This is a genomic window from Lelliottia nimipressuralis (assembly GCF_004402045.1).
In the GTDB taxonomy this organism is placed as follows: Bacteria; Pseudomonadota; Gammaproteobacteria; order Enterobacterales; family Enterobacteriaceae; genus Enterobacter; species Enterobacter chinensis.
The window spans coordinates 276,449-294,050 of the sequence record NZ_SOMG01000016.1; the positions used below are offsets into that span (position 1 = coordinate 276,449).

Here is a 17,602-nt window from a genome sequence, read left to right on the forward strand (position 1 = left end):
AATCCACTTATGATGTGGGCATCTTTAGACCATTTATCTGTTAAAAAAACATCAAAGAGAATTTACGGGCGCGAAGGCTACCACCAACGACATGTGAGCTGAAAGACTGACCAGTGATATAGGTGTCTTTAGCTGTAAAGAAATGGGTTTTTAGTATTTTCTGGCAGGTAATTTGGATTAAGGCTGATAATTTACGGTTGTAAAAACCAGGTAATCGTTTGCGTTTGCGCATAGTTTGTAAAAGACATAAGTGATGCGTATGAATTACCTCAGTAATAAAAAAAGCCGGGACGCGCGACAGGGCGACCCGGCTTTGATGAGATGTTGCTAAGCGTTATGTGCAGATTTCGTAGCAAGGAATGTATGCGGAGCCAGGGAGCTTCATGCGGTGCTGGGCGACAAAGCCCTGCAGCATGTCATCCATACGGCGCATCATCTCCGGGTCACCGTGGATCTTGTACGGACCGTACTGCTCAATCGCGCGGATGCCCATCTCTTTGACGTTGCCCGCCACAATCCCGGAGAAGGCACGACGCAGATCGGCCGCCAGGACTTCCACCGGCTGGTCAGGGTAGAGTTTCAGGTTCGCCATATTCTCATGCGAGGGTTCAAACGGGATCTGCAGATCCGGCGCAATACGGATGGACCAGTTAAAGCTGTAGGCATCCCCAGTATCACGGCGGTTCTCTTTCACCAGCGGCATCGCTTTTTTCATCTGACGCGCCACTTCCGCGGCATCATCAATGATGATGCGATAGTGACGACGAGCGGCTTCGCCCAGGGTGTGCACAATAAATTCGTCCAGCACGCGGAAGTAGTCGGCGCTCTCTTTTGGCCCGGTCAGGATCAACGGCAGAACCTGATCTTTGTTGGCCGGGTTCATCAGAATACCCAGCAGATAGAGCAGCTCTTCTGCTGTGCCCACGCCGCCCGGGAAGATGATAATACCGTGGGCGATACGGACAAACGCCTCAAGACGTTTCTCGATATCCGGCATGATAATCAGCTCGTTAACCAGTGGGTTAGGTGGCTCAGCGGCGATGATTGACGGCTCGGTCATCCCGATAAATCGCCCCTCTTTGTAACGCTGTTGCGCATGCCCAACCGCCGCTCCTTTCATGGGGGCTTCCATCGCCCCCGGTCCACAGCCGGTACAGATATTCAGCTCACGCAGGCCGAGCTGCGTCCCCACCCGACGGGCGTAGAGATACTCGGTTTCGTTAATGGAGTGACCGCCCCAGCAGACGACCATGTTCGGCGCTTCGCCGACGTGCAGGGCACGGGCGTTGCGCAAAATAGAGAACACCAGGTTGGTAATATGGACCGAGCTTTCCAGGTCGAGATGCTGGAAACGTCCTGCGTTATGGATCTGCCCGTTTACAAACAGAATGTCACGCAGCACGGCAAACAGGTTAGCCTGAAGTGAACGAATGATGCGTCCATCGACGAAAGCGTCTTCCGGCGGATTGATGACTTCAAGCTTCACGCCACGCTCGCGGCGCAGCACGTTGATATCAAAGCTTTCGAAGCGGGACAGCAGTTCTTTACTGTTATCTGTCAGGCTTCCGGAGTTCAGTACGGCAAGTGAACAGTTACGAAACAGTTGATAAAGATCGCTGCTGGCCGTGCGTTTAAGCATGTCCACTTCCAGCTGCGACAACATATCCATTGAGCCAAGCGGGCTAATATGTGTAATCAAGTGAGCTCCTTACGGGACGATTATCGTCTTTCCCTGTTGATTACAATAGCCCTGCCGCGTGACGTTTCACAACCTAAAGCGCGGAAGATACCGCGCATATTGTGAAAATATTTATATTACTGGCGTACCAGCCGGCCCGTAGCAGGGACAAAGTCGGTATTGGTCCGCCACGGGTTGATATCCAGACCGCCACGGCGGGTATAGCGCGCGTAAACGCTCAATTTTTCTGGCTGGCAGAAACGCTGAATATCGCTAAAGATGCGCTCCACGCACTGCTCGTGGAATTCGTTGTGATGGCGGAACGACACCAGATAGCGCAGCAGCTTTTCGCGGTCAATTTTCGGGCCGCGATACTGGATCTGCACTGAACCCCAGTCCGGCTGGTGGGTAATCAGACAGTTGGACTTCAGCAGATGGCTGACCAGCGTCTCTTCGACCACCTTTCCGCTTGCCGCATTTTCGAGGTAATCGGCGCTGAATTCATAATTCTCCACCTCGATATCCTGATCGTCGATGCAGGTCCCGTTGAAGTGGGCAATCGGCTGGCCTTCCAGCTCGTGCAGGCGATACAGTGAAACACTCACCTTGCCCTGCGCGCAGGCGCTTAAATCACGTTCAAGGGTGTGCTGAACATCGTCCCAGTGGGCGAATTTGGTCTGGTTAAAGCTGTTGAGATAGAGCTTAAAGCTTTTGGATTCCACCAGATTCTGGCTGGCGTAATCCAGCTCAACGTGGCCCACCGCCACCTGCGGCAGTCCGCGCGCGTTGAGCCACGAGAGTTCGTACAGCGTCCAGATATCACCGCCGACAAACGGCAGCGCGTCCGCATGCAGACCCAGAGGATCGCGATTCAGGCTGCGCGGCACGCCCTGCAGCAGGCTTGCATCGTAGGTATCGCGGTAGTCGGTCGATTTACCCAGCGTTAAGCCGGTTAACGCCTGATGATTTTCGTAAGACATGTTTCATAGCCACTTTACAGGTACACTTATGGCCTGAGTTTATCCTGTCTGACAAGAAGAGAGAAATCGGTGGACATCGAAACTGCAAATGCCCTCACTACCTTCACAACCCGATATTGCGATGCATGGCATGAAAAGCAGGGCTCGTGGCCGCAAAGCGCTGATTTATATGGCGTCCCCTCGCCGTGCATTATCTCTTCATCCGACGATTACGTTATCTGGCAGCCAAAGCCCAATGCTGGTGCGCAAAATGTAAATGCGGTTGAACGGGCAATGGACCTTGTGGTACAATCAGCGGTTCATGCGTTTTATGCCACGCAGTTTGCAGGGGATATGCCCGCGCGCTTTGCTGATATCACGCTGACGCTGTTGCAGACCTGGAGCGAAGACGATCTGCAGCGTGTTCAGGAAAACCTGATTGGTCACCTGGTCACGCAAAAACGCCTTAAGCTTTCTCCGACGCTCTTTATCGCCACGCTCGACAGCGAACTGGATGTTATCTCTGTCTGTAACCTGTCCGGCGAAGTCATTAAAGAGACTATCGGCACCCGCAATCGCGAGACCCTCGCCCCCTCTCTTGCGGATTTCCTCACCCGACTTGAGCCACTTCTGTAATCCATGATGCTATAGCGCGTGTGAGAGATCTCTTACAAGGTTTGTGAGAGATCGCTGGAACATTCAGTATCGCCTTATTTAATTCAGATTAATATCACACTGTTTTTCAATGGATTACTTGCTCTTACGCTCTTTTTTAGGGGTTTCTTACGGCTCACAACGCTGACAGGGTGGGTTGTAAGACGAAGCGGAATAGCGGATTCTATCTCCGTCGACAGGATGCCGACACGAGAAACGAACATCAGGATGATGGCGTTTCTTACTCAGGACTCGTCAGGATGGCGCTGCAGGAAGGCTTCAGGATGAAGCAAAGGGATAACGCAGGATGCGTAAGGGACACCTCCAGGAAGGAGAACGAGAACCGGTCAGGATGGTCGGTGGGTCAGGAAGACCAGGACGTTTCAGGATGAAACAAACACGTCAGGAAGATGTGTGCATGACGCACAGGTTTACGGATGACCAGGCCTTCGGGCTCAGGAAAAGTTGTCACGGATGAGCAGGGAGCACGAATTGTAGCTGGAATGCTGCGAAACGAACCGGGAGCACTGTTTTTACAGTGCTCCCTTTTTTTATTTCTGCCGTCCGCAATGCTATGCTGCGCGCCGTTCACTTTTTCAGTTGAGGTTACCATGACGCAACACGATAGCGTTCGTGCTCAGTTGCACGCCATCGAAGCCCTTTTGCGCCAACATCAGCTGTGGCAGGAGACCGCGCCGCAGCCCGAAGCGTTCGCGAGCACTCAGCCCTTCTGCCTGGATACGCTGGCACCGTTCGAATGGCTGCAGTGGGTGTTAATTCCGCGTATGCACGCCTTGCTTGAGGGCGGTCATCCGCTGCCGCAGGCATTTGCTGTCTCTCCCTATTATGAAATGGCGCTCGAGGCGACGCATCCTGCGCGCGACGTGATGCTGGTCGAACTGGAAAAACTGGATGTCCTGTTTGCCGGTGAAAATGCATGACGCTTGAGATCCTCTATCAGGACGAGTGGCTGGTAGCGGTAAATAAACCGTCAGGCTGGCTGGTGCACCGAAGCTGGCTGGATCGCGACGAGAAAGTAGTGGTGATGCAGACCGTGCGCGATCAGATTGGCCAGCATGTTTTTACCGCTCATCGTCTCGACAGACCGACTTCCGGCGTGCTGCTGATGGGGCTGTCCAGCGAAGCAGGCCGTCTGCTGTCACAGCAGTTCGAACAGCACCAGATCCAGAAACGCTACCATGCGATCGTCCGTGGCTGGCTGACCGAGTCCGCCACGCTGGACTACCCGCTGGTAGAGGAGCTGGACAAAATCGCCGATAAATTTGCCCGCGATGACAAAGGTCCGCAGCCCGCAGTGACGGATTATCGCGGCATGGCGACGACCGAAATGCCGGTGGCCACCAGCAAATTTCCGACCACACGTTACAGCCTGGTTGAGCTTCTGCCCAAAACCGGGCGTAAGCACCAGCTGCGGCGGCATCTTGCGCACCTGCGCCACCCGATTATTGGCGATAGCAAACACGGCGATCTGCGTCAGAACCGCAGTGCGGCCGAACATTTTGGCTGCGGCCGTCTGATGCTACACGCGAGCGAGCTCAGCCTGACGCACCCGTTTACCGGTGAACCGCTGACTATCCACGCGGGGCTGGATGACGTCTGGATGCAGGCCCTGTCACAGTTTGGCTGGATGGGGCAACTCCCCAAAAATGAAAGGGTTGAGTTTGTACCGGGCAACGTTCAGGATGAACAGTAAGCGCATTCATTATGGGAAAATAGCATGGCTGAAGTAGGCATTTTTGTCGGCACAATGTACGGCAACTCGCTGCTGGTAGCGGAAGAGGCTGAGGCAATACTCGCCAGCCAGGGCCATAAAGCCACGGTCTATGAAGACCCGGAACTGGCGGACTGGGAAAAGTATAAAGATAAATACATTCTGGTGGTGACTTCCACCACCGGGCAGGGCGATCTGCCGGACAGCATCGTGCCGCTATTCCAGGGAATTAAGGACCAGCTTGGCTATCAGCCGGACGTGCACTACGGCATCATTGCCCTCGGCGACAGCTCTTACGCCAACTTCTGCGGCGGTGGTAAGCAGTTCGATGCGCTCCTGCAGGAACAGAGCGCCCAGCGCGTCGGCGAGATGCTGCTAATTGATGCCGGTGAGCATCCTGAACCCGAAAGCGAATCGAACCCGTGGGTGGAGAACTGGGCAACGCTCCTTAAATAGTTTTCCAGGCCGGGTCAGGCGTAGCCGCCACCCGGCAATACACTCCGCACCAAACGCCAATTCCGTGAACCACCTTCCACTCCCCTGGGCTTATGCCATAAACAACCTCTCAAACACCCTTCAATACTGTGTTTTTGCACGGTGAGGGAACGTGTCACTCCTTCATATACTTTCCCGGTCACTATAAAACGGCTTCAGGCCGTACCAAAACGACAAAACACAAATCTCATTCTGATTACCCTACCGGTGCTGTACAGAATGAACCAGGCGAAAGCTATGTTTCAGGAGTGCAACAATGAGTACATTAAGCCACGCAGCGAGCAGCGCTGAAAAGCGCACCAATGCCCGCTACTGGATAGTGGTGATGCTGTTTATCGTCACATCCTTTAACTATGGTGACCGCGCCACGCTGTCGATTGCCGGCTCGGAAATGGCAAAAGATATCGGCCTTGATCCCGTGGGCATGGGTTACGTTTTCTCCGCATTCTCATGGGCCTACGTCATCGGGCAAATTCCTGGCGGCTGGCTGCTGGACCGTTTTGGCTCTAAACGCGTCTATTTCTGGTCCATTTTTATCTGGTCTGCCTTTACCCTGCTCCAGGGCTTCGTCGATGTCTTCAACGGCTTCGGCATTATCGTGGCGCTCTTCACGCTGCGCTTCCTGGTGGGCTTAGCGGAAGCACCTTCCTTCCCCGGCAACAGCCGCATTGTGGCGGCCTGGTTCCCGGCGCAGGAGAGGGGAACGGCGGTGGCTATTTTTAACTCTGCCCAGTATTTCGCAACGGTGATCTTTGCGCCGATTATGGGCTGGCTGACGCATGAGGTGGGCTGGTCGCACGTCTTCTTCTTCATGGGGGGGCTTGGGATCGTCATCAGCTTCGTCTGGCTGAAAGTGATCCACGAACCCAACCAGCATCCTGGCGTAAATAAAAAAGAGCTGGAATACATCGCTGAGGGCGGAGCGCTGATCAACATGGATCAGAAAGCCGCGGCGGCTAAAGTCCCGTTCAGTCAGAAATGGGCGCAGATCAAACAGCTCGTCGGTTCCAGGATGATGATCGGCATCTATCTGGGCCAGTACTGTATTAACGCCTTAACCTACTTTTTCATTACCTGGTTCCCGGTGTACCTGGTGCAGGCCCGCGGTATGTCGATTCTGAAAGCAGGATTTGTTGCCTCGATCCCGGCAATCTGCGGCTTCGTCGGTGGCGTGCTCGGCGGGGTGATTTCCGACTGGCTGATGCGCCGCACGGGTTCACTGAACATCGCGCGTAAAACGCCGATTGTGCTCGGCATGCTGCTCTCCATGACCATGGTGTTCTGTAACTACGTCAGCGCGGAGTGGATGATTATCGGCTTTATGGCGATGGCCTTCTTCGGCAAAGGCATTGGCGCGCTGGGCTGGGCGGTGATGGCGGATACAGCACCGAAGGAGATCAGCGGCCTGAGCGGCGGCCTGTTCAACATGTTCGGCAACATCTCTGGGATTGTTACGCCAATCGCTATCGGTTACATCGTCGGCACGACCGGCTCTTTCAATGGTGCGCTGATTTACGTAGGTGTGCATGCGCTGGTGGCGGTACTGAGTTACCTGGTGCTCGTGGGAGATATCAAACGCGTCGAACTTAAACCTGTTGCGGAGCGTGGATGATGACAACGCAATCGAGCCCAATCGTCACGGAGATGAAGGTCATTCCGGTGGCCGGGCAGGACAGCATGCTGCTCAATATTGGCGGTGCCCATAATGCCTGGTTTACCCGTAATATCGTCGTGCTGAAAGACAGCGCAGGGAATACCGGCGTGGGCGAAGCGCCAGGCGGGGAGGTGATTTACCAGACGCTGGTCGACGCTATTGCGCAGGTGGTGGGCCAGGAGATCGGCCGTCTGAACAAGGTGGTTCAGCGGGTGCATAAGGGCAATCAGTCGGCAGACTTTGATACGTTCGGTAAAGGTGCCTGGACGTTCGAACTGCGCGTCAACGCTGTCGCCGCGCTGGAGGCGGCCCTGCTCGATTTACTGGGCCAGGCGCTGAATGTCCCGGTCTGCGAACTGCTGGGGCCTGGCAAACAGCGCAATGCGGTGACGGTGCTGGGATACCTGTTCTACATTGGCGATCGTACTAAAACCGACCTGCCTTATCTGGAATACTCTCCGGGCAGCCACGAATGGTATCACCTGCGCCATCAGGAGGCGCTCTCCGGGGAGGCCGTGGTCCGGCTGGCCGAAGCCGCGCAGGATCGCTACGGCTTTAAGGATTTCAAGCTGAAGGGCGGCGTGCTGCCCGGCGAGCAGGAGATTGAAACGGCCCGGGCGCTGAAAAAGCGCTTTCCGGATGCACGTATCACCGTTGACCCGAACGGCGCATGGCTGCTGGATGAAGCGATTGGCCTGTGCAAAGGGCTGGGGGATGTCCTGACCTATGCGGAAGACCCTTGCGGCGCGGAGCAGGGCTATTCGGGCCGTGAAGTGATGGCTGAGTTCCGTCGTGCCACCGGGCTGCCGGTGGCGACTAATATGATCGCCACTAACTGGCGCGAAATGGGTCATGCGGTGATGTTGAATGCCGTCGACATTCCGCTGGCGGACCCACACTTCTGGACGCTCTCAGGCGCGGTGCGTGTGGCACAGCTTTGCGATGAGTGGGGCCTGACCTGGGGATGCCACTCGAACAATCATTTCGACATTTCGCTGGCGATGTTTACCCATGTTGGCGCAGCAGCGCCGGGTAACCCGACCGCCATCGACACCCACTGGATTTGGCAGGAGGGTGAAGCCCGCCTGACGAAAAATCCGCTGGAAATCAAAAATGGCAAGATTGCCGTACCGGATGCGCCGGGTCTGGGCGTGGAGCTTGACTGGGATCAGATCCATAAAGCCCATGAGGCGTATAAAAAATTGCCGGGCGGCGCGCGTAACGATGCTGGCCCAATGCAGTACCTTATTCCCGGCTGGACATTTGACCGTAAGCGCCCTGTTTTCGGACGTCACTGATAAAAGGATTGAACGATGAGTACTTTTTCTACCCCTGTAGTCACCTCCATGCAGATCGTTCCGGTTGCGGGCCATGACAGCATGTTGATGAACCTGAGCGGCGCACATGCACCATTCTTCACCCGCAATATTGTGATTATTAAAGACAATGCCGGCCATACCGGCGTGGGTGAAATTCCGGGCGGGGAGAAGATCCGCAAAACGCTGGAAGATGCCATTCCGCTGGTGGTGGGCAAAAGGCTGGGTGAGTACAAAAATGTTCTCAATACCGTGCGCAATACCTTTGCCGATCGCGATGCCGGTGGTCGTGGCCTGCAAACTTTCGATCTGCGCACCACAATCCACGTGGTGACCGGTATTGAATCCGCGATGTTGGATCTGCTGGGACAGCATCTGGGCGTTAACGTTGCGTCGCTGCTGGGCGAAGGGCAGCAGCGCAGTGAAGTCGAAATGCTGGGCTATCTGTTCTTTGTCGGCGACCGCAAGCTGACGCCGTTGCCGTACCAGAGCCAGCCGGACGAACAATGCGACTGGTACCGGCTCCGCCACGACGAGGCGATGACCCCGGATGCGGTGGTGCGTCTGGCGGAGGCCGCGTACGAAAAATATGGCTTCAATGATTTCAAACTGAAGGGTGGCGTGCTGGCCGGTGAGGAAGAGGCGGAAGCCGTCACCGCACTGGCAAAACGTTTCCCGCAGGCGCGCGTGACGCTCGATCCGAACGGGGCCTGGTCGCTTGAGGAAGCGATCGCGATCGGCAAGCAGCTGAAAGGCGTGCTGGCCTACGCGGAGGATCCATGCGGGGCTGAGCAAGGCTTCTCTGGGCGGGAAGTGATGGCGGAATTCCGTCGCGCCACGGGGTTGCCGACCGCGACGAATATGATTGCCACCGACTGGCGTCAGATGGGACACACCCTGTCATTACAGTCTGTCGACATTCCGCTGGCTGATCCGCATTTCTGGACGATGCAGGGGTCGGTGCGCGTAGCGCAGATGTGCCACGAGTTTGGCCTGACCTGGGGTTCGCACTCCAACAACCACTTCGACGTGTCGCTGGCGATGTTCACTCATGTTGCCGCCGCCGCGCCGGGCACGATTACCGCTATCGACACGCACTGGATCTGGCAGGAAGGTAATCAGCGTCTGACTAAGCAGCCGTTTGAGATCAAAGGTGGCATGGTGCAGGTGCCTTCAACGCCGGGGCTGGGGGTTGAGCTGGATATGGACCAGCTCATGAAGGCCCACGAGCTGTATCAAAAACACGGCCTGGGCGCACGCGACGACGCGATGGCGATGCAGTATCTGATCCCGGACTGGACATTCGACAATAAACGCCCGTGCATGGTACGATAAACGCATTGGGACCGCTCCCATTGGCGGTCTTTTACGTGGTGTATGCTTAACGTAACGACTATGCGTAAGGATGGCTTATGAAAATTGTTATCGCACCGGACTCGTATAAGGAAAGTTTGAGTGCGCTTGAGGTTGCGACAGCGATAGAGCGTGGTTTTCGCGAGATCTTTCCCGAGGCGGTTTACGTCAAACTGCCGGTCGCGGATGGTGGCGAAGGAACGGTTGAGGCGATGATCGCGGCAACGCAGGGACGCATTGTACATGTTCCGGTGACTGGTCCGCTGGGTGAGCGCGTGGAAGGGTTTTATGGCTTATCCGGTGACGAGCAGAGTGCTTTTATTGAAATGGCGGCTGCAAGCGGCCTGGAGCTGGTCGTCCCTTCGCAGCGTAATCCCCTGAAAACGACCTCCTGGGGCACAGGCGAACTTATTCGTCACGCGCTGGATGCAGGCGTTAAGCATATCATTATTGGCATTGGCGGCAGTGCGACCAACGACGGCGGAGCAGGAATGGTGCAGGCGCTGGGGGCAAAGCTGCTGGACGCCAGTGAACAGCCACTTGGACAGGGTGGGGGCGAGTTGGGAAAACTTGCCCGTATCGACCTGAGCGGGCTGGACAAACGTCTTGCGGAGTGTCGGATAGAGGTCGCCTGCGACGTGACCAATCTCCTGACCGGAAAGGATGGCGCGTCAGCCGTATTTGGTCCGCAGAAGGGGGCGACACCCGAGATGATCATTACCCTGGACAACGCGCTTGCACAGTATGCGAGAGTCATTGCCCGGGATCTGGATATCGATGTGCTAAACCTTGCTGGCGGCGGCGCGGCGGGCGGCATGGGGGCAGCACTGTACGCCTTTTGCGGCGCGCAGCTGCGCCAGGGCATTGAGATCGTGACCGATGCGCTACACCTGGCTGACCAGGTGGCCGATGCGGATTTGGTGATCACGGGGGAAGGTCGCATCGACAGCCAGACGATCCACGGCAAAGTCCCGGTGGGCGTGGCGAAAGTGGCGAAACGCTTTAACAAACCCGTCATCGGTATTGCAGGTAGCCTGACGGCGGACGTTGGCGTAGTACACGATCACGGTATTGATGCGGTGTTTAGCGTCATTTACACCATCTGCTCGCTCGAAGATGCGCTGGAAAATGCCAGCGAGAACGTCAGGATGGCCGCAAGGAATATCGCGGCGGTGCTGAAAGTCGGGCAGGGAATGTAGATCTCCCTCTCCCTGTGGGAGAGGGGCGGGGTGAGGGCATCAGGCCGCACCTGCAATTGTAGGCCCGGTAAGCTAAACGCCACCGGGCTTTTACCTCAGTTTCCTAACACCTTCATCGCTTCCCGCGTCACATTATCCATTTCATCCAGCAGTTCCAGGAACTCCGGTTCAAGCTCCGATTCCGGCGTACCGGCGCGCAACTGTTGCTCCAGCAGCTGGCAGAGGTTTTTCAGCCGCGGAACGCCGCTGTACCCGCAGCTACCGTGCAGCTTGTGGATCGCTTCCAGCAGTTCTTCCGGGTTTTCACCCACCAGCTGCTCCTCAACCTTATTACGAATTTCCGGCAGAAACGCGACCAGCATTTGCAGCATTTCGCGGGCCAAATCAGGTTTACCTGCCGCCTGGCGCAGGGCAAGCTGCCAGTCAAAGGTTGCGTTCTGATTGACGCTAATTTCAACTGGCTCACTGGAAACCGTGTACGTCCCGCCTATATGACCCGGCTTATAGCGTAACAGCAGGTTATGGAGTTTCTCTTCATCGATTGGCTTCGCCAGATAATCATTCATCCCGGCGCTCAGCAGCTTCTCTTTCTGGCCGGCCATCGCATGCGCGGTGACCGCAATAACCGGGGTTTGCTGCTGGTGCGGCAGCTGATGGATCAGCTCGCAGGCCCGAATGCCATCCATACCCGGCATCTGAATATCCATCAGGATTAAGTCGAGCTGCATCTGCTTAGCCTGTTCAACCGCCTGCGCGCCGCTGGTGCACAGCTCAACGTGCTGAACCTGGTCTTCAAGCAATGCGCCAATGAGCTTCAGGTTTGCCGGATTATCATCCACCGCCATTACGCTCATCGGCAATTTTTGCTCGTCGTTAATCAGCGGGAGGGCATGCTGGCTAAGACGACAATACTCCGTGAGCGCGGGCAGCAGGCGGGTCGAAGTGAGCGGCTTAAGCAGACATGCGGCGGCCCCGTCATTTTTCAACTCTTCTGCATTGAGCTGGGCGTGGCAAGGCAGCGCCAGCAGGAGATAGTCGGTCATCGACGCGGCTTTCGCCAGCCGCTCCTGCTGCATGGTCAGTTCGCCGGTGAAGGTGACCGGGATCCCCATCAGCAGAATGTCGTAATGCTCAACGGCAAGGGCTGAGAAAGTGGGGCTGTAGACCACCTCCAGCGGCGTGGTGCTTAAGATATCGAGTGCGCACTGCGCTGCCGCCGCGTTCGGTTCGACATAGGCCAGACGCTTGCCTTTCAGGCAGTCCGTCACCGGACCATCGGTCAGCACGTTCGGATTGAGGTCCAGATTAATGTGGAACCAGAAGGTTGAACCGCGGTTCGGCTGGCTGTGGAAAGAGATATCGCCGCCCATCTCGTTCACCAGGCGTTGCGTGATCACCAGCCCCAGGCCGGTGCCGCCATGACGGCGGGAGATACTGGCGTCCGCCTGACGGAACGCCTGGAACAGACGCGACTGATCCCGTTCCGGAATACCGATGCCGGTATCGCGGATCTGGACTTCGATCTGGACCTTATTGCTGCTAATGGAGCGTTTCTCTACCAGAATGTCGATGTTACCGCTTTCGGTGAATTTAATGGCATTCCCGACAAGATTGGTAATGACCTGCTGCAGGCGCAGCGGATCGCCAATGACGTTATCCGGCACGTCGTTTTTAATGTTGAGCGTCAGCTCAAGGCCTTTGTCGTGCGACGAGTGCGCGAGCAGCGTCACCACTTCATCGAGCGTACTGCGCAGCGGGAACGGAATGCTTTCCAGGATAAGCTTGCCCGCTTCCAGCTTGGAGAAATCTAGCACGTCGTTAATGATTGCCAGCAGGTTGTTGGCCGAGCGTTCAATGGTGTGCAGATGATCGCGCTGAGTAGGGTTCAGCTCGCTTTTCAGAGTCAGGCGGGTAAAGCCGATCACGCCATTGAGCGGCGTACGCAGCTCATGCGACATATTGGCAAGGAATTCAGATTTAATACGCGCCGCTTCCTGAGCGCGCTTTTTCGCCAGATCGAGCTCAACGTTCTGAATCTCCATCTGCTCCAGCGTTTCGCGCAGGTCGGACGTGGCCTGGTCAACGTTGTGCTGCATCTCTTCGTGGTACGCCGCCAGCGACATGGCCATCGAGTTGATGCCGTTTTTCAGCATATCCAGCTCGCCCAGCATAAACCCTTCCACGCGGCTGTCGAGCTGTCCCCGGCGGATGCGGTCAACCGTATTGACCATGTTGCGAATGGGCCCTGTCACATCGCGCATCAGGCGCCAGCCGAAGATCAGCGCGATACCAATGCAGAACAGCATCATTACGCCAGAGATAAAGATTTCTTTGTACTGCTGTAGCCGGACCGACTTAAGATCCAGCTCCAGCGCCACATATCCCAGCATGTTATCGCTGGATTTGGCGTCGGATTGCGCAGACTCATCGGGGGAATAGCTTTCCGAGACGATCGGCGTGCGCAGAATCATGATATCGCCGCGCCGCAGTACGGTGAGGTGGCGTGGGAATGGCGTACCGTCCGGGATCTTCAGAGCCGCCGGATCGAGATGAAAATTCGAGGTCACAAACAGGCGGTTATGTTCATCGTATACGGAGATGGCGCGTACGATGTCAGAGTGACGGCGGTGGAGTACGCTGATTAACTGACCAATGGATTCGCGATTTTGCAGGTTCATACCGTACTCGCTGGAGACGGCAAGCGGTTCGATAATGCTGGCTCCTGCATCTTCGAGTTGCCGCTGCAAATCGTTATAGCGGTGCACCACAAAGAAGATACTCAGCAGCAAACCGATGAGAACGGTGGGGGCGAGGATCAAAATCATCATGCGCGCGCGCAGGCTGTAGTTGGTCATGGCGTTCCGTTATGGGACAATTAAGATAATTATGTTTATTTGAGAAAAATCTCGGCGATGGCGCAATTCTACTCTGCAAAGCGACGCGTGACGACGCGTGAAATCATAACCGTTGAAGCCACGGACCTCGATCCTTTTGGTCAGGGGGTGGCGCGTCACAACGGTAAGGCTCTGTTTATAACAGGTTTGCTGCCCACAGAACGAGCAGAAATTACGCTAACGGAAGATAAACGCCAGTTCGCGCGCGGGCAGGTTAAGCGTCGCCTCAACGATAGCCCGGAACGCGTCAAGCCTCGCTGTGCGCATTTTGGCGTTTGTGGAGGCTGCCAGCAACAGCATGCGAGCACAGAATTACAGCAAAAAAGCAAAAGCAACGCCCTGGCGCGTCTGCTTAAACACGACGTTAATGAGATCCTCGCCGACGAGCCCTGGGGCTATCGCCGCCGCGCGCGCCTGAGCCTGAGCTATCAGCCAAAAACGGCGCGGCTGGAGATGGGTTTTCGCAAGGCCGGTTCAAGCGAAATCGTTGATGTGAAGCAGTGCCCCATTTTGGTGCCCCATCTTGAGGCGTTGCTTCCGGACGTGCGCACCTGCCTCTCAGAACTGGACGGCGTTCGTCACCTTGGTCATGTCGAACTGGTCATGGCAAACAATGGCCCGCTGATGGTCCTGCGCCATACCGCGCCGTTGTCGATAGAAGATCGTGAAAAACTGGAACGCTTTTCGCATTCCCACGACCTGGCGCTTTTCCTGGCACCACAAAGCGAGATACTTGAGCAGGTTAGTGGTGATGCGCCCTGGTATGCGTCAAACGGGCTACGCTTAACGTTCAGCCCGCGGGATTTCATTCAGGTGAATGATGGCGTTAACCAGCAGATGGTTGAGAAAGCGCTGGCGTGGCTGGATGTCCAGAAAAGCGATCGGGTACTCGATCTGTTCTGCGGAATGGGCAACTTCACGCTGCCGCTGGCGCGGAAAGCGGCCAGCGTCGTCGGCGTGGAAGGCGTTGACGCGCTGGTAGCGAAAGGGCAGGAGAACGCACAACAGAACGGCTTGCAAAATGTGACATTCTTTCATCAAAATCTTGAGGAAGATGTCACTCAACAGCCGTGGGCAAAGCAGGGCTTTGATAAAATTCTTCTCGACCCGGCGCGTGCAGGTGCCCCGGGTGTAATGCAGCATATTATTAAACTCGCGCCGAAGCGTGTGGTCTATGTTTCCTGTAACCCGGCAACGCTTGCCCGAGATAGCGAGGCATTACTCAGCGCGGGTTACCAGATTCAGCGTCTGGCAATGCTGGACATGTTCCCGCACACTGGGCATCTGGAATCGATGGTGTTGTTCGAGCACATTTAATGAGTTTGGCTTGTCGACTTCGACAGGCCCTGGTCCCTAAAGGAGAGGACAATGGTTGCGGTAAGAAGTGCACATCTTAATAAAGCTGGGGAATTTGACCCACAAAAATGGATCGCAAGTCTGGGAATTTCCAGCCAGCAGTCGTGTGAACGCTTAACCGAAACCTGGGCCTATTGCCTGCGCACCACGCAGGGGCATTCCGACGCCGATCTTCTCCTGTGGCGCGGCGTGGAGATGGTTGAAATCTTATCCATGCTGAACATGGACATCGAAACGCTACAGGCCGCGCTTCTGTTCCCCCTCGCGGATGCGGACGTGGTCAGCGAAGATGTGCTGGGCGACAGCGTCGGGAAATCCGTCGTTGCCCTTATCCACGGCGTGCGCGATATGGCGGCCATTCGCCAGCTAAAAGCCGCGCATACCGATTCCGTCTCCTCAGAACAGGTCGACAACGTACGCCGGATGCTGCTGGCCATGGTGGATGATTTCCGCTGCGTGGTCATCAAGCTTGCTGAGCGTATTGCCCATCTTCGTGAAGTGAAGGATGCACCGGAAGACGAGCGTGTGCTGGCTGCCAAAGAGTGTACGAACATTTATGCACCGCTGGCGAACCGCCTGGGGATTGGTCAACTGAAGTGGGAGCTGGAAGATTATTGCTTCCGCTACCTGCATCCGGCGGAATACAAACGTATTGCCAAACTCCTGCATGAGCGCCGTATCGACCGCGAACACTATATTGATGAATTTGTCGGCGGTTTGCGCGAGGCGATGAAAGAAGAGAACGTGCGCGCCGAAGTCTACGGCCGACCAAAGCATATTTACAGCATCTGGCGCAAAATGCAGAAGAAGCACCTCGCCTTTGACGAGCTGTTTGACGTGCGCGCCGTGCGTATCGTGGCGGAGCGTCTTCAGGATTGCTATGCCGCGCTGGGGATCGTACACACTCACTTCCGCCATCTGCCGGATGAGTTCGATGACTATGTCGCCAACCCCAAACCTAACGGCTACCAGTCTATCCATACCGTTGTGCTTGGCCCTGGCGGCAAAACGGTCGAGATTCAGATCCGCACCAAACAGATGCACGAAGACGCTGAGCTGGGCGTCGCCGCACACTGGAAATACAAAGAAGGCACCTCCGGTGGGGCGCGTTCAGGCCATGAAGACCGCATTGCCTGGCTGCGTAAGCTGATTGCGTGGCAGGAAGAGATGGCCGACTCTGGCGAGATGCTCGACGAAGTGCGCAGCCAGGTCTTTGACGATCGGGTGTATGTCTTTACCCCGAAAGGGGACGTTGTCGACCTGCCAGCCGGCTCCACGCCGCTCGATTTTGCCTACCACATCCACAGCGATGTGGGGCACCGCTGCATCGGGGCGAAAATTGGCGGGCGTATCGTACCGTTCACCTATCAACTGCAGATGGGTGACCAAATTGAAATCATTACCCAGAAGCAGCCCAACCCGAGCAGGGACTGGCTTAACCCGAACCTGGGTTATGTCACCACCAGCCGCGGGCGCTCGAAAATTCACGCCTGGTTCCGCAAGCAGGATCGTGACAAGAATATCCTTGCCGGTCGCCAGATCCTTGACGACGAGCTGGAGCATATCGGGATAAGCCTGAAAGAGGCGGAGAAATTCCTGCTGCCGCGCTACAACTTCAACGAGCTTGACGAGCTGTTAGCGGCCATTGGCGGCGGTGATATCCGTCTGAATCAGATGGTGAACTTCCTGCAGGCGCAGTTCAATAAACCAAGCGCAGCAGAGCAGGACGCGGCGGCGCTGAAGCAGTTGCAGCAGAAAACCTACGCGCCGCAGCAGCGCAGCAAAGACAACGGTCGAGTGGTGGTCGAGGGCGTGGGCAATCTGATGCACCACATTGCCCGCTGCTGCCAGCCTATTCCGGGAGACGACATCGTCGGCTTTATCACCCAGGGGCGCGGCATTTCGATTCACCGCTCCGACTGCGACCAGCTCGCCGAGCTGCAATCGCACGCACCTGAGCGCATCGTGGAAGCGGTCTGGGGTGAGAGCTATTCCGCCGGCTATTCGCTGGTGGTGCGCGTTACCGCCAACGACCGCAGCGGTCTGCTGCGCGACATCACGACCATTCTCGCCAACGAGAAGGTCAACGTGCTGGGCGTCGCCAGCCGCAGCGATACCCGCGAGCAGCTTGCCACCATCGATATGACTATCGAAATCTATAACCTGCAGGTGCTGGGCCGCGTGCTCGGCAAACTGAACCAGGTGCCGGATGTGATTGACGCGCGTCGTCTGCACGGCGGTTAACTGCACTTTCTTATGTAGGCCGGGTAAGGCTTCGCCGCCACCCGGCTTGTTTTTTAATGGAACAGATT

General features: G+C 56.2%; 13 protein-coding genes. 10 read left to right on the plus strand and 3 right to left on the minus strand.

Features of this window, described 5'->3' with window-relative positions; translation table 11 throughout:
* Positions 1–334 precede the first annotated feature (334 nt).
* Positions 335–1,699: a nucleotide 5'-monophosphate nucleosidase PpnN gene (gene ppnN / locus E3U32_RS11425; RefSeq protein WP_134348875.1), complete on the minus strand. Its 1,365-nt coding sequence runs from the start codon at positions 1,697–1,699 to the stop codon at positions 335–337.
* A 116-nt stretch (positions 1,700–1,815) separates the two neighbouring features.
* On the minus strand, positions 1,816–2,658 hold the full coding sequence (queF, locus tag E3U32_RS11430) for an NADPH-dependent 7-cyano-7-deazaguanine reductase QueF (protein WP_134348876.1): 843 nt from the start codon (positions 2,656–2,658) through the stop codon (positions 1,816–1,818).
* Between the two features lie 69 nt (positions 2,659–2,727).
* On the opposite strand from queF, the gene syd reads away from it, so the two are divergent.
* The 8 genes from syd (at position 2,728) to E3U32_RS11475 (ending at position 11,040) form a co-directional block, all read left to right on the plus strand.
* Positions 2,728–3,273, plus strand: a complete 546-nt coding sequence (syd, locus tag E3U32_RS11435; protein WP_134348877.1) for a SecY-interacting protein — start codon at positions 2,728–2,730, stop codon at positions 3,271–3,273.
* Between the two features lie 629 nt (positions 3,274–3,902).
* Positions 3,903–4,232 (plus strand): YqcC family protein, encoded by a 330-nt coding sequence (locus E3U32_RS11440; protein ID WP_134348878.1) that lies wholly within the window; start codon positions 3,903–3,905, stop codon positions 4,230–4,232.
* Complete coding sequence (gene truC / locus E3U32_RS11445) at positions 4,229–5,005, plus strand: tRNA pseudouridine(65) synthase TruC (RefSeq protein ID WP_134348879.1); 777 nt, start codon at positions 4,229–4,231, stop codon at positions 5,003–5,005. The genes E3U32_RS11440 and truC overlap by 4 nt, the downstream gene beginning before the upstream one ends.
* A gap of 24 nt (positions 5,006–5,029) precedes the next feature.
* Positions 5,030–5,479: a flavodoxin gene (locus E3U32_RS11450; protein ID WP_023333248.1), complete on the plus strand. Its 450-nt coding sequence runs from the start codon at positions 5,030–5,032 to the stop codon at positions 5,477–5,479.
* A 295-nt stretch (positions 5,480–5,774) separates the two neighbouring features.
* On the plus strand, positions 5,775–7,130 hold the full coding sequence (locus E3U32_RS11460) for an MFS transporter (RefSeq protein ID WP_134348880.1): 1,356 nt from the start codon (positions 5,775–5,777) through the stop codon (positions 7,128–7,130).
* Positions 7,130–8,470 carry an enolase C-terminal domain-like protein gene (locus tag E3U32_RS11465; RefSeq protein ID WP_134348927.1) on the plus strand — a complete coding sequence of 447 codons (1,341 nt, stop codon included), beginning with the start codon at positions 7,130–7,132 and terminating at the stop codon, positions 8,468–8,470. Before E3U32_RS11460 ends, E3U32_RS11465 begins: the two co-directional genes overlap by 1 nt.
* 15 nt (positions 8,471–8,485) lie before the next feature.
* Positions 8,486–9,823, plus strand: coding sequence for a glucarate dehydratase (gene gudD, locus E3U32_RS11470; protein ID WP_134348881.1), 1,338 nt, complete (start codon positions 8,486–8,488; stop codon positions 9,821–9,823).
* A gap of 77 nt (positions 9,824–9,900) precedes the next feature.
* Complete coding sequence (locus E3U32_RS11475) at positions 9,901–11,040, plus strand: glycerate kinase (RefSeq protein ID WP_134348882.1); 1,140 nt, start codon at positions 9,901–9,903, stop codon at positions 11,038–11,040.
* Between the two features lie 95 nt (positions 11,041–11,135).
* Here the strand turns inward: E3U32_RS11475 and barA are convergent, their stop codons facing one another.
* Positions 11,136–13,895 (minus strand): two-component sensor histidine kinase BarA, encoded by a 2,760-nt coding sequence (gene barA, locus E3U32_RS11480; protein ID WP_134348883.1) that lies wholly within the window; start codon positions 13,893–13,895, stop codon positions 11,136–11,138.
* A 57-nt stretch (positions 13,896–13,952) separates the two neighbouring features.
* Here barA and rlmD point away from each other — a divergent pair, with 57 nt between their 5' ends.
* Positions 13,953–15,251 carry a 23S rRNA (uracil(1939)-C(5))-methyltransferase RlmD gene (rlmD, locus tag E3U32_RS11485; RefSeq protein WP_134348884.1) on the plus strand — a complete coding sequence of 433 codons (1,299 nt, stop codon included), beginning with the start codon at positions 13,953–13,955 and terminating at the stop codon, positions 15,249–15,251.
* Positions 15,252–15,302: 51 nt separating this feature from the next.
* Positions 15,303–17,534: a GTP diphosphokinase gene (gene relA / locus E3U32_RS11490; protein WP_134348885.1), complete on the plus strand. Its 2,232-nt coding sequence runs from the start codon at positions 15,303–15,305 to the stop codon at positions 17,532–17,534.
* Positions 17,535–17,602 lie beyond the last annotated feature (68 nt).

Excerpts from the sequence above, each read along its gene's own strand:
- E3U32_RS11460 (WP_134348880.1), top strand. The coding sequence starts at position 5,775 with ATGAGTACATTAAGCCACGCAGCGAGCAGCGCTGAAAAGCGCACCAAT.
- rlmD (WP_134348884.1), top strand. The coding sequence starts at position 13,953 with ATGGCGCAATTCTACTCTGCAAAGCGACGCGTGACGACGCGTGAAATC.
- E3U32_RS11475 (WP_134348882.1), top strand. The coding sequence starts at position 9,901 with ATGAAAATTGTTATCGCACCGGACTCGTATAAGGAAAGTTTGAGTGCG.
- E3U32_RS11450 (WP_023333248.1), top strand. The coding sequence starts at position 5,030 with ATGGCTGAAGTAGGCATTTTTGTCGGCACAATGTACGGCAACTCGCTG.
- E3U32_RS11465 (WP_134348927.1), top strand. The coding sequence starts at position 7,130 with ATGACAACGCAATCGAGCCCAATCGTCACGGAGATGAAGGTCATTCCG.
- E3U32_RS11440 (WP_134348878.1), top strand. The coding sequence starts at position 3,903 with ATGACGCAACACGATAGCGTTCGTGCTCAGTTGCACGCCATCGAAGCC.
- barA (WP_134348883.1), bottom strand. The coding sequence starts at position 13,895 with ATGACCAACTACAGCCTGCGCGCGCGCATGATGATTTTGATCCTCGCC.
- gudD (WP_134348881.1), top strand. The coding sequence starts at position 8,486 with ATGAGTACTTTTTCTACCCCTGTAGTCACCTCCATGCAGATCGTTCCG.
- relA (WP_134348885.1), top strand. The coding sequence starts at position 15,303 with ATGGTTGCGGTAAGAAGTGCACATCTTAATAAAGCTGGGGAATTTGAC.
- truC (WP_134348879.1), top strand. The coding sequence starts at position 4,229 with ATGACGCTTGAGATCCTCTATCAGGACGAGTGGCTGGTAGCGGTAAAT.
- queF (WP_134348876.1), bottom strand. The coding sequence starts at position 2,658 with ATGTCTTACGAAAATCATCAGGCGTTAACCGGCTTAACGCTGGGTAAA.